Origin of the sequence: Mucilaginibacter oryzae, assembly GCF_003148845.1 — a bacterium.
GTDB lineage: Bacteria > Bacteroidota > Bacteroidia > Sphingobacteriales > Sphingobacteriaceae > Mucilaginibacter > Mucilaginibacter oryzae.
Window position 1 is genome coordinate 95,399 of sequence record NZ_QGHA01000006.1, and the last position, 12,080, is coordinate 107,478.

General features: G+C 43.6%; 11 protein-coding genes. 3 read left to right on the plus strand and 8 right to left on the minus strand.

All coding sequences use genetic code 11. From position 1 onward, the window contains the following. Positions 1-4: 4 nt before the first annotated feature. The 6 genes from glyA to LX99_RS16675 form a co-directional block, all read right to left on the minus strand. Positions 5-1,291 carry a serine hydroxymethyltransferase gene (gene glyA / locus LX99_RS16650; protein WP_109608903.1) on the minus strand — a complete coding sequence of 429 codons (1,287 nt, stop codon included), beginning with the start codon at positions 1,289-1,291 and terminating at the stop codon, positions 5-7. Between the two features lie 197 nt (positions 1,292-1,488). Next, complete coding sequence (locus tag LX99_RS16655; protein ID WP_109608904.1) at positions 1,489-1,785, minus strand: type II toxin-antitoxin system RelE/ParE family toxin; 297 nt, start codon at positions 1,783-1,785, stop codon at positions 1,489-1,491. Next, complete coding sequence (locus LX99_RS16660; RefSeq protein WP_109608905.1) at positions 1,785-2,018, minus strand: hypothetical protein; 234 nt, start codon at positions 2,016-2,018, stop codon at positions 1,785-1,787. Before LX99_RS16660 ends, LX99_RS16655 begins: the two co-directional genes overlap by 1 nt. Positions 2,019-2,066: 48 nt before the next feature. After that, positions 2,067-4,481: an ABC transporter permease gene (locus LX99_RS16665; RefSeq protein WP_109608906.1), complete on the minus strand. Its 2,415-nt coding sequence runs from the start codon at positions 4,479-4,481 to the stop codon at positions 2,067-2,069. A gap of 177 nt (positions 4,482-4,658) precedes the next feature. Beyond that, entirely contained in the window at positions 4,659-5,432 is a 774-nt protein-coding gene (locus LX99_RS16670) for a segregation and condensation protein A (RefSeq protein ID WP_109608907.1), read from the minus strand. Between the two features lie 76 nt (positions 5,433-5,508). Further along, on the minus strand, positions 5,509-6,801 hold the full coding sequence (locus LX99_RS16675) for a hypothetical protein (protein WP_109608908.1): 1,293 nt from the start codon (positions 6,799-6,801) through the stop codon (positions 5,509-5,511). A 184-nt stretch (positions 6,802-6,985) separates the two neighbouring features. On the opposite strand from LX99_RS16675, the gene dxs reads away from it, so the two are divergent. From dxs to LX99_RS16690, 3 genes are all read left to right on the plus strand, one after another. Continuing rightward, positions 6,986-8,917 carry a 1-deoxy-D-xylulose-5-phosphate synthase gene (dxs, locus tag LX99_RS16680; RefSeq protein ID WP_109608909.1) on the plus strand — a complete coding sequence of 644 codons (1,932 nt, stop codon included), beginning with the start codon at positions 6,986-6,988 and terminating at the stop codon, positions 8,915-8,917. A gap of 216 nt (positions 8,918-9,133) precedes the next feature. Continuing rightward, entirely contained in the window at positions 9,134-10,003 is an 870-nt protein-coding gene (locus tag LX99_RS16685; protein WP_109608910.1) for an ABC transporter ATP-binding protein, read from the plus strand. Positions 10,004-10,007: 4 nt separating this feature from the next. Next, positions 10,008-11,585 carry a hypothetical protein gene (locus tag LX99_RS16690; RefSeq protein ID WP_109608911.1) on the plus strand — a complete coding sequence of 526 codons (1,578 nt, stop codon included), beginning with the start codon at positions 10,008-10,010 and terminating at the stop codon, positions 11,583-11,585. Between the two features lie 24 nt (positions 11,586-11,609). Here LX99_RS16690 and LX99_RS16695 read toward each other — a convergent pair whose 3' ends face one another. Continuing rightward, entirely contained in the window at positions 11,610-11,843 is a 234-nt protein-coding gene (locus LX99_RS16695) for a Txe/YoeB family addiction module toxin (protein WP_281270975.1), read from the minus strand. A 17-nt stretch (positions 11,844-11,860) separates the two neighbouring features. Further along, entirely contained in the window at positions 11,861-12,079 is a 219-nt protein-coding gene (locus LX99_RS16700; RefSeq protein ID WP_109608912.1) for a DUF2683 family protein, read from the minus strand. Between the last annotated feature and the right edge of the window lies 1 nt (position 12,080).

Consider the following 12,080-nt stretch of genomic DNA (forward strand, 5'->3'; position numbering starts at 1 on the left):
TTTATTATTCCGTATCCTTATCCCGGTACAGCGGGAAATCTTCCATTAATTTATGGACTTTTTTACGAACTTTTTTAATAGAATGTTCATTTTCAGGATCAGAAATTACAGCGTCTATCAATTCAACTATTTCTTCCATGTGTTTTTCTTTTAAACCACGGGTTGTAATAGCAGCAGTACCTACACGGATGCCCGAAGTTACAAATGGCGATTTATCATCAAACGGCACCATGTTTTTATTAGCCGTGATATCGGCGGCAACCAACGCGTTCTCGGCAGCTTTGCCGGTAATGTTTTTATTGCGAAGGTCGATCAGCATCAGGTGGTTATCGGTACCGCCGGATATTAACTGATAACCGCGCTTAACAAATGCTTCAGCCATAGCTTCGGCATTCTTTTTAACCTGTACAATGTATTTCATGTAGCCATCGCTCAAAGCCTCGCCAAAAGCGATAGCTTTAGCAGCAATGATATGCTCCAGCGGGCCACCTTGCGTACCCGGGAAAACAGCCATATCCAATAATGACGACATCATCCTGATCTCGCCTTTTGGCGTTTTTAATCCCCATGGATTTTCAAAATCCTTACCCATCATAATCATACCGCCACGTGGGCCGCGCAGGGTTTTGTGGGTGGTAGTAGACACGATGTGACAATGCGGAAGCGGATCGTTCAGCAAACCACGGGCGATAAAGCCTGCAGGGTGAGCGATATCGGCCAGTACCAAAGCACCAACTTCATCAGCTACTTTACGGATAAACTCATAATCCCAATCGCGCGAATAGGCCGAAGCGCCACAAATGATCAGTTTCGGTTTTTCGCGCAGGGCTACTTCCTTCAACTGCTCATAATCAACGCGGCCGGTTTCCTTATTCACCCCGTAAAAATGAGGCTCATATAATTTACCCGAAAAGTTTACAGGAGAACCATGTGTTAAGTGACCACCATGCGAAAGATCAAAACCTAATATTTTATCGCCCGGTTGAAGCACGGCAAGCAAAACCGCCGCGTTGGCCTGCGCACCAGAGTGAGGCTGTACGTTAACCCACTCGGCGTTGAACAGTTGTTTGGCACGTTCAATAGCAATGGTTTCAATTTCGTCAACCACCTGGCAGCCGCCGTAGTAGCGTTTGCCGGGTAAACCTTCGGCATATTTGTTGGTAGCTACCGAACCCGCAGCTTCCATAACCTGCCTGCTTACAAAATTTTCAGACGCTATCAGCTCAATACCTTCTTCCTGGCGCTGCTGTTCTTCATCCAATAACTTAAATATCAGTTTGTCTCTTTTCATTGTGTGATTTTAACGGCGCAAAGTTAAGCAAATGTTACAGATTTGAGACGTTAGATGTGAGATTTGAGACGCCGTAAGCGTAGATTTTAAAAAGGTTTTATACTGCCTAATTTTATTTGCTATTCAGGCCTTTACGACGAATAAACCATTCGTTTACATCTTCAATTCTAATGATCAAGTAGTGGGGATTTAAAATCTTAAAATTTGAGTTTGTTTGGATCAAGCCGGTTATCCCAAAACATCAGAAGTTCGATATTGCCAGATGTCACACGATAAAATAAACTCACTTGTTTTACCACCACACATTTATGTACATCGCTTCTTGCAGATCGAGGATAAAGTAGCGGATTATTTACAATATGACCTATTACTTCGTCTGTTCGCTTAATGAAGGCTGCTATCTCTTTAATAGTCCAGTACTCATTCAGATACTCTAACACTTGGGAATAGGTTAACTCCGCAACAGGAGACCAAATAACATCGGGCTTTGACATTATTTGTTCAAAAAACGCGATCTTATTTTTTCCATCACTTTTTCGTGCGGAATACCCTCACCTTGATCCAATTGGCTTTTAGCCTTATTGATAGCTTGCTGAACCAGGGGTGGAATATCTGACCAAAAATCACCATCTGATAAGCCCAATAATGAGTTTATTTCATTAAGTATAACATCATCCTGAGTTTGAATGATTTTCTCAACCATTTTATACTTTACCGAAATATCCATGAGTTTCAACTTTATATAAAGGTAGTAATTTTTAGAGAAAGGAAAGGCTTACTCACTCCTCAAACTTTTAACCGGATTAGCAAATGCCGCCCTAATGGTTTGTAAAACAATCAAAACAGCGGTAACAGCCGTAAGCACTACTATCGATACCACAAATGGCGATAAAGACATATCGATACGATAAACATAATCATTAAGCCACTTTTGCATAATAACATAAGCCAGCGGGCAGGCTATTAAACCGGCAATGATCACCACACCCAAAAAGTCCTTTAGAAACAAACCTGTGATACCTGCAACTGATGAACCGAGCACTTTGCGGATGCCTATCTCCCGGGTACGTTTTTGGATGCTCAGGGATATCAATCCCAACACTCCAAGCAATACAATAATCACAGCCAAAACAGCAGCTATGTATGCGGCCTTTTTTAGTTGCAACTCGGTGGTGTAAAGCTTTGTCAGGGCATCATCCATAAAATGATACTCGAAGGGGGCGTTAGGAATAAGCTCGGCCCATTTCTTTTGTACCGCGTTTAGGTTTTGCTGCATATCGCCCACCTTTAGCTTGAATGAAAAGTAGCGATAGGCGGTATAATAATTAACGTTCACAAATATCACCGGCTTGATGCGTTCATGCAGCGAACCAAAATGAAAATCGGCAGTGACACCGCCAATAGTATAAGGGATTGCCACATTGCCTTGCTGAATGATTATTTTTTGGCCGATAGCATCATCTGGCTGTTTAAAGCCCAATGCTTTTGATTGCGTTTCGTTAATGGCCACCAGCGTTGAATCGGCTGTTTTGTAAACCGGTTTGAAAAATGTACCGGCTTTTATGGGGATATTATAAGTTTCGGCGTAGTGGCTATCATCCATTAAAATTTGCGCGGCAACCGCCTGCACCGCAGTAGATCCCTGCCGGTAAACGGGAGAATTTACTCCGTTGGCCCCATCCGGAATCTCGAACGAGAGCGACACACTGCTTACCTGCGGCAATTGTGCCATTTGTTCACGAATGGCCTCCATTTTACTTACACCCGCTGCCGACCAATCGCGTGGTAGCTGCGCATACACAATATAATCTTTGCTATACCCCAAACTGTTGCCAAAAAACAAACTGATTTGTTTTGAAACAATAATAGCCCCAATAAATACCACCGCCGCTGTAGTAAACTGAAAGGCTACAAGCGCCTTTCTGAAAAACACACGTTCCTTCACCGCCGTCAGCTTACCTTTTATCGCATCAACCGAGCGTAAGGCCGATAGCACCAATGCCGGATATATACCGGCAAGCCCTCCTACCAGCAGCACAAATACCAACAAAACCGGGATAACGTAAACAGGAAAAGCCAACAGACCTTCTATCTCCCTGCCCAAAACATTGCTAAAATATGGTCTGGCGAATAGGTAAATAATAACTGCGAATAATGTTGCAAAAAGCACCATCAGCACCGACTCGACCAAAAACTGCCAGATCAGTTGCTTACGCAAACCGCCAAGCACTTTCCTCACCCCCATCTCCTTCATCCGGCCCGATGAACGACCAATGCAGATATTTACAAAATTGATAACCGCCATCAATAAAATAAACAAGGCGATAGCCGACAGCGTGACGATCATCTTTTTAACCACTCCGCCATCGGCAGTAAGGTTGTAATCCTTTAGCGAAACAAGGTATGGGGTGAGATCTTTAGCCACCTGCGGAATAGAATTCTTTACAAGCAATTCGCGCATAGCCCTTTCAACCGCTTTCGGGTCAACTCCTTTTTGCAGTTCGATATAGTTTACCCATTGCGCGTTGTTCCAGTTATTAACCGCGAAATTCCAAAAGCTATTTGAACTTTGCCCGAAGAAAAAATCAGAATTATTACTCTCGTTTAAATTGGTGACCGAGTTTTTGGGTAACTGGGGTAAAACTCCGGTTATGGCAAAATCGTGCTTGTTACCGTTAAAATTTTGAAAGTTTAGCGTTTGCCCTACCACATCTGTTTTACCAAAATATTTTAAGGCCATGCGCTGCGTTATCACCACCGATAAAGGGCCGTTCAATGCGGTAGCCGCGTCGCCGTGCAATAGTTTAAAGCCGTACATTTTCAGCAGTGTACTATCGCCAAACTGCATACATTCCCTGAAACTTTTTTCGCCTTTGCTTACTATGGATGTAATGCCGTTGAAGCTGTAGTAGTTGGCAACGAGGTTAGGATAATTTGCCTTTAGCGCCTTGGGCAAAGCATCAACAGAAGCGATATCCGCACCCTGGTTAGCATCGTGCCATTTACTTAGGATGATATATTGATTATCTGCATTTTGCAGTTCATCGTTTATGCGGAGTTCCCCCCAAACATAAGCGCCAATAAGCAGCGTAAAGGCTATCCCAACCGAAAGGCCAAATATGTTAATAATTGAAAACGCTTTGTTTTTCCAAAGGTTGCGCCAGGCAATTTTAAAGTAGGATTTCAGCATCAGTTACAGGATTTACACAAAAATGCGATTCAATAACCGATAAACGCTGTGGCGAAGTGTTAAATAATGTTATTTATTGGAGAGCTTAAAGCGTAAAGCTGAAGGCGAAAAGCTTCTCTCTAACTTCTCAAAGCATTTCGCTTTCGGCTTTCCGCGTTCTGCTTTTAGCTCCCAGCTTTAACTTTCAGCTTCAAAATGGCTTTCCGCCCCTGCCCTTGGCGAGATCCAAAAGTTGTTATACCCCAAACCTATCTGAATATCAATCAACTCCTGCTGCAGCATCTCCAACACCGCCAAAAAGTTATATACAAAATGCACCTTATTTTCAGATTCTTTGGCGATGGCTTTAAAATCCAGCATTTTATTGATCCGGAGCAGATCGGCAACGGCCTTTTTTTGTTTTTCGATGGTGTAGGGATATTGCACTACGGTGTGTTTCACCTCTTCGCTGCGACGGGCGAAATTGCGCATCATCCGTTCGTACACTACCGCCAAACGGTAAAGCGTAAGCTCGGATAGTTCTTCGCCGGGAACGGCTACCTTTTCAACCTGCTCTAAATCCTGCCTGATATTGCCCCGTTTTTCCTGCTTAAAGCGCTCATCTTCCATCGGCTTTAACTCATCGCAGGCTTCCTTAAATTTCTTATATTCAATGAGCTTTCGGATCAGGTCTCCTTTAGTATCGGCCTCGTCGGTTAAACCACCAGCTTCAAAGCGGGGCAGCAGCATTTTAGCTTTGATGCGCATCAGGGTTGCCGCCACAAAAATAAATTCGCTGGCAATTTCCATGTTCAGGCTGCTCATCTGGTGCAGGTAATTCAAAAAGTCGTCGGCAATTTTGGCTATCGGGATATCGTGGATATCCAGTTCATCGCGCTCAATGAAAAACAGCAAAAGGTCGAACGGGCCTTCAAACTGGGGCAACCTAATGGCAAAACTATCGTCGGTCATATTAAAGTGAGGTCAAAAATAAGCAATTTAGCAGTATTGAAACGGCGTAAAGTTTGTTGGCCTCAACAACTTATCCTTACCTGTTATACGGAAACTCGTTAACCCAGTGAAACCCGCGGTTTATCAGCTTAAAATTTTTCATATCGAATTTTTTCAGGTTGATATGAAGCGAATCCAAACCAAACTTACATTTCAAAACCAGGCTGTCTTTACCTATTTCGGTATACGTAAAATTATATTTAGCAGAGGTATCTGCATAGGTAAACATCACGATGGTATGCGCCTTGATATTTTCCCTGAAAGCATAATTCTGGGTACTATCATTCATTTTTTTAACCATGGCATAGCCCGAATTGCTTACTATCAGTTTGCGCCACCTCACAGTATTGGTAGTTAGCGGCGCGATAGTGTCTTTATTTACCACATAATTGCCGATATCATAAATACCGTAAAAGTGAGGCTTTTTAGCAGCGTCGCCATATTGGGCAGCAGCCTGTATATCACCATAAATATTTGATATCAGCAAATAAACCAGCATTACGTACTTTAAAACGCAAAGTGTTATATTTTTCCATTTTCGCCCGAACCTATGCGGTTCAATTTCTGACGGCGGCGCTGTTTTATTCAGGAAAAAGAAATTGATAAGCCTATGCGCATCCTTTGCTAACAAAAACAATGACATGATTACCAACGTGGTTGAAAGTAATTTAACCGGCACATCAAAACAATAGTTAATGGCCATAATATTACCGGCTACTACCAAACCCAATACCGCCCCCAATGTGGTGGTTTTACGGAAAAACAACAACAAACCGCAACTAACCTCGGCTATGCCGGTAAAATAGTTAAACCCCGTAGAATAGCCCATATACGTCCAGGCCAGGCCCATTGGCGAAGCATCACCAAACGATTGTAGCAACCTGCCGGGCGACGGGGATGGGAATTGCAACTTAATAACTTTTACAAAACCATAGCTAAGCATCGTTATGCCCACATAGTATCTTAAAATAACACATAACCAATAAAACAGCTTATTGTAGTCGCGCGCTTTCCTATCCAATACCGACCAGATCAATGTGCCTATAACCGATAAGGTTGTTATAAATAAAATAACCAGATAATCGTACGTTGTATCGCCGCTACCGTTGGTAAACGTGGTAACGGGTTCAGCCCGGTTCAGCAAATGTTTGGAAAGCCAGGGAATGATGGTATGAAAGGGCTCAATCAGGTAGCCGGCAATAACATCAGTATAAGGCAGCACGCCATTGGGATTAAAAAAGATGTGCAATGTAAACAGCAGCAAGAAAAACCTTAAAGCTATTTTTTTCGGGCCCGACCAATGAAGCGGGGCTGTGATAGTTTCGGTCATAAAACAAGGTTAACGGTTATGTAGGACTAAATATAATAATTTACAATGATGCACCGCGTGCATTAAACTTTAGCTGCTGCAATTACTATTCATAAAAAAGCATCCAAATAATTAATACATTTAAATGTCCTGAATTTAACAATAATTACCGTATTTTGCAGGTTAAACACCCTTACAAATGTCGATGCAGGTACCGGCCGGAAATTTATTACAAAAAATAAATTATCCATCTGATTTAAAGCAACTTAACGAGACTGAGCTTGAACAGGTGTGCCAGGAGCTACGCCAGTATATTATTGACGTGGTATCGGTTAATGGCGGCCACTTCGCTGCCAGCCTTGGCGTTGTTGAGCTTACTGTGGCTTTGCAATATGTACTGAACACCCCCTACGATCAGTTAGTGTGGGACGTAGGCCACCAGGCTTACGGCCATAAAATATTAACCGGCCGCCGCGACCAGTTTCATACCAATCGCGTACACGGTGGTATCAGCGGTTTCCCGAAACGTTCGGAAAGTGAATATGATACCTTTGGCGTAGGTCACTCCTCAACTTCTATATCGGCTGCTTTAGGCATGGCCGTTGCGTCGCAGTACAAGGGCGAAACCGACAGGCAGCACGTTGCCGTTATTGGCGATGGATCCATGACGGCCGGTATGGCCTTCGAGGCCCTGAACCACGCCGGTATCGAAAACTCGAACCTGCTGGTAATCCTGAATGACAACAATATGGCCATCGACCCTAACGTTGGGGCTTTGAAGGAATATCTTACCGACATCACCACATCAAAGCCTTACAACCGTTTCAGGGATGATATTGCACACGTGCTGGCCAAGTTATCTTCCATTGGCCCGGATGCTTTTAAAGTAGCCCAAAAACTTGAAAAAAGCATTAAAGGCACCCTGCTAAAACGCAGCAACTTTTTCGAGGCACTTAAATTCAGGTATTTCGGCCCTATCGACGGGCACGACGTAAACCATCTGATCAAAGTGCTAAAAGATCTGCGTGATATCCCGGGACCGAAACTTTTACATTGCATCACGGTAAAAGGTAAGGGTTACGCCCTTGCCGAAAAAGACCAGACCAAATGGCACGCGCCCGGTTTGTTTGATAAAATTACCGGCGAAATAAAAAAAGCGAAATACGATAAGCCGCAGCCTCCCAAATACCAGGATGTTTTTGGGCTTAGCATTATAGAACTGGCCGGGCAAAACCCTAAAATAATGGGCATTACCCCGGCTATGCCATCAGGCTGTTCATTAAACCTGATGATGAAGGCTATGCCTAACCGGGCTTTTGATGTGGGCATTGCCGAGCAGCATGCCGTAACCTTCTCTGCCGGTTTAGCTACCCAGGGCCTAACGCCGTTCTGTAATATTTACTCCAGCTTTATGCAGAGGGCATACGACCAGGTAATTCATGACGTAGCCATACAAAAGCTTAATGTGGTATTCTGCCTTGACCGTGCCGGCTTTGCCGGTGCAGACGGCGCTACACACCACGGCGCTTATGACCTGGCCTATATGCGTTGCATCCCGAATATGACGGTATCTGCCCCAATGAACGAGGAAGAGCTGCGCAACCTGATGTACACCGCCCAACAGGAAAATATGGGTCCGTTTGTGATTCGCTATCCGCGCGGTAACGGCGTTATGGTTGATTGGCAAAGGCCGTTTAAAGCAATTCCGGTTGGTAAAGGCCGTAAAGTTTGCGAGGGAGAAGATGTGGCGATACTTTCTATAGGAGCCATTGGCAATGAGGTAGTAAAAGCAACCGCCGCGCTTAATGCCGAAGGTTATAACCCGGCCCACTATGATCTGCGCTTTGTAAAACCGCTTGATGAAGCCTTACTGCACGATGTGTTTAAAAACTTTGACAAGGTAATTACCGTAGAGGACGGCTGCCTGGAAGGCGGCATGGGCAGCGCGGTGATTGAATTTATGGCAGACAATGGTTATACCAACATCAGCGTTAAACGTTTAGGCATCCCGGACGAATTTATTGAGCACGGAGAACAACCCGAACTTTGGGCCGAATGTGGTTACGATGCCGCAGGCATAGCCCGCCAGGTACGCAGCATGACCGAAAAACGGACGGTGAATACAATAGCGTCGTAGCCCCCCGGCCCCCTGAAGGGGGAGTAAAAGTGAGTTTTAATTTTTCAATCATTTCTCTGAAAATGGCAGGTATTATTACCAATACGTCTGTGTTACGCATTTGCTGATAGCATATACCCAAGAAAGGAGAATAATTTTAACATTCAGGAAAATTAACACCCCTCCCACTGTAACTTAAATCCGCAACCTGCATCTTATGGGACATAAACTGCAACCATGTCCTTAGTTATAAAAAATCTTACCAAACAATACAATAAAGATAAAACAGGCCTGTCTGATTATTCTATCACTATAGAAAAGGGCGTTTTAGGTTTACTTGGGCCAAACGGGGCAGGTAAATCAACGCTGATGAAAATAATTGCTACCATCAGTAAGCCCACTGCGGGTACGCTATTTTTAGATGGTGAGGACATTGTGGCCAATCCCGATAAAATCCGCAAAATACTGGGATACCTGCCACAGGATTTTGGGGTATACCCTAATCTTAACGCTCATGAATTTCTGGAATATATAGCCGCCATGAAAGGCGTTGGGGGTCCCAACCTGCGCAAACGGATAGATCTGCTGCTGGAAGGTGTAAACCTGACTACCGATGCCAAACGGCCTATAGGTTCTTACTCGGGCGGGATGAAACAGCGTATAGGGATAGCTCAGGCCCTGCTTAATGATCCCAAAGTACTGATATTTGATGAGCCAACCGTTGGCCTTGACCCCGAAGAGCGGGTAAGGTTCAGGCAACTGATCTCTGATCTGGCGGATGATTGTATCATTATCCTCTCGTCGCACATCGTATCGGATATTGAAACCATTGCTGATGAAGTTGCCATTATGAAAAGCGGCAGGCTGATTGCCAAAGCCACCCAACCCGATATCATACAACAGGTTGAAGGCCGCGTGTTCGAAGTTTTGGTTAACAGCGATGAACTTGGCGTTATTAAAAGCACGCAGCAGATTATTGATACCAGCAGGCAAAAAGATAAAACCAGGGTACGTTATATTTTAAAAACGGATCAGCCCTACACTTCATCAACCGGTGTTGCCGCCACTTTAGAAGATGCTTATTTATTTTTAACTCAAAAAGCCTGATTACGTGCAATACATTTACAGCATTATAAAAGCCGATTACCTGCAGCGTACCCGCAGCTACGCTTTTTTGATTACACTGGCTGTTACCTTTTACGCGGCTTATTCTTTTGTGCCGCCGCCTACAGCCTCGTATACCACACTAAACGTTGTTGGCTATAAAGGGGTTTACAATTCGGCCTGGGTAGGTTATGTTTCCGGAATGATGACGGCTATCATGCTTTCGCTTTACGGTTTTTTTTTGGTGAACGGCGGCATTAAAAAAGATATTGATACCGAAGTAGGCCTGATAATAGCCACCACCCCTATCACCAATTTTGGGTACCTGCTAAGTAAAATGCTCAGCAACTTTATGGTATTGTTGACTATCGCGGGCTGTACGTTCATCGTAAGCATAATCATGTTTTTTGTACGTACCACGGGCTATCCGTTTCTGATCGGCAATTTTATAATCCCTTACCTGACATTCGCGCTCCCGGCGCTGTTTTCCGTATCGGCGCTCGCTGTGGTTGCGGAGGTATTTTTAGGCCGAAAAAGCATACTGCAATACATTGTTTTCTTCTTCTTTTTCGGAATTATGATGGCTAATGTTGAAAATCAAAAAAACGATGCTGTTGCAACCTTCATTGATATGTTTGGCGTACATAGCCTTACCGGCAGCATAAAAAGCCAGGTAAACAGCCAGTTTCACGAACATATAACCGGGGTTAACCTGGGGTTTACCTTTAACCGAAAACAAGCGTTTAAAACCTTTGAATGGAACGGCATAACCATAACCGGCATCTTTTTAGTTAGCCGCCTGGTTTGGTTAGTGTTAGCCCTGGGGATTGTGTATTTTTCCTCATTCTTTTTCCACCGGTTTGATTTTAAACAATCAGCCCGTAAAACAAAAAAAGCAGTAGCCGATATACAACCTAACCGGCACACGGTTCTTCCATCAAATGGTATCAGTATGCAATTGCTGCCTCGTTTAGTTACCAATTACGGCATAATCCCTTTTATCAAAACTGAATTGTTATTGCTGATCCGTAAAGGCAATAAATGGTTTTGGCTGGTTAACGGCGGCGCATGGATAAGTATGTTTTTGGTGCCGATCAATGTAGCCCATTTATATTTACTGCCTGTATTGTGGTTTCTGCAGGTAACCCGCTGGTCTGATCTGGCTACGAAAGAAGAAGCTAACCGCCTCCATTATTTTACCTATGCAGCGTACAAGCCTTTACAGCGTATGCTATTGGCGCAAATTATAGCCGGCATGATCCTGGCGCTGCTGCTTGCTCTGCCCTTGGTAGTACGGTATGCTATCGCTTTGGATTATTATGCTGTATTTAATATTGTTAACGGGGCGATATTTGTTGTGATGCTGGCCGTGTGCCTGGGCATCGTTAGCAGGGGCAAAAAACTATTCGAAATACTGTTTTTCCTGCTTACTTACATCATTACCCAAAAAGTAACATTTGTTGATTACCTGGGAGCCGTAAGCCATGATAACCATATCGTTTATATTGTAATTTTATTAAGTGTAAATGTTATTTTAATGCTCGCGGGCTTTGGAGTAAGGCGTTGTCAGTTGAGACATGTGTAATATTAAAAACTCCTGTATTCATCGTTACTGATAGTGGGTCCTTAAAGAAATTATCTCTACAGTAAGTTCGTTAACCCTATAAATAATCCTATGTTCATGATCGATGCGCCTCGACCACATTCCTGAATAATTGTACTTTAATGCTTCTGGCTTGCCGATCCCGGTAAACGGCGACTGTATAATGGCTTCAATTAATGCGCGTATCTTCTTTAATTTTTGAGTATCCCCGATTTTCTTCCAGTGATCAAGATCGTTGATCGCCTTTTAAGAGAATACTATTTCCATACATCGTCTAAGGATATAATAACCTTTTTACCGTCCTTCAATTCCTGTATACTGTCGTCAAGATGTTTAATCATAGCCGGATTAGCCATAATTCTATCGGTTTCGTCTAACTCGCTTTCTTCGTTATATGGAACCTCTAAAGCCTCAAATATCGCTTTTATGGCTCGTAATTGAGCTTCAGTATTTGGATGCGCCACAAGTGTTTTCATA

Coding starts and splice junctions, on each gene's coding strand:
- LX99_RS16700 (WP_109608912.1), bottom strand. CDS start 12,079: ATGAAAACACTTGTGGCGCATCCAAATACTGAAGCTCAATTACGAGCC.
- LX99_RS16655 (WP_109608904.1), bottom strand. CDS start 1,785: ATGTCAAAGCCCGATGTTATTTGGTCTCCTGTTGCGGAGTTAACCTAT.
- LX99_RS16660 (WP_109608905.1), bottom strand. CDS start 2,018: ATGGATATTTCGGTAAAGTATAAAATGGTTGAGAAAATCATTCAAACT.
- LX99_RS16675 (WP_109608908.1), bottom strand. CDS start 6,801: ATGACCGAAACTATCACAGCCCCGCTTCATTGGTCGGGCCCGAAAAAA.
- LX99_RS16670 (WP_109608907.1), bottom strand. CDS start 5,432: ATGACCGACGATAGTTTTGCCATTAGGTTGCCCCAGTTTGAAGGCCCG.
- LX99_RS16685 (WP_109608910.1), top strand. CDS start 9,134: ATGTCCTTAGTTATAAAAAATCTTACCAAACAATACAATAAAGATAAA.
- LX99_RS16665 (WP_109608906.1), bottom strand. CDS start 4,481: ATGCTGAAATCCTACTTTAAAATTGCCTGGCGCAACCTTTGGAAAAAC.
- glyA (WP_109608903.1), bottom strand. CDS start 1,291: ATGAAAAGAGACAAACTGATATTTAAGTTATTGGATGAAGAACAGCAG.
- dxs (WP_109608909.1), top strand. CDS start 6,986: ATGCAGGTACCGGCCGGAAATTTATTACAAAAAATAAATTATCCATCT.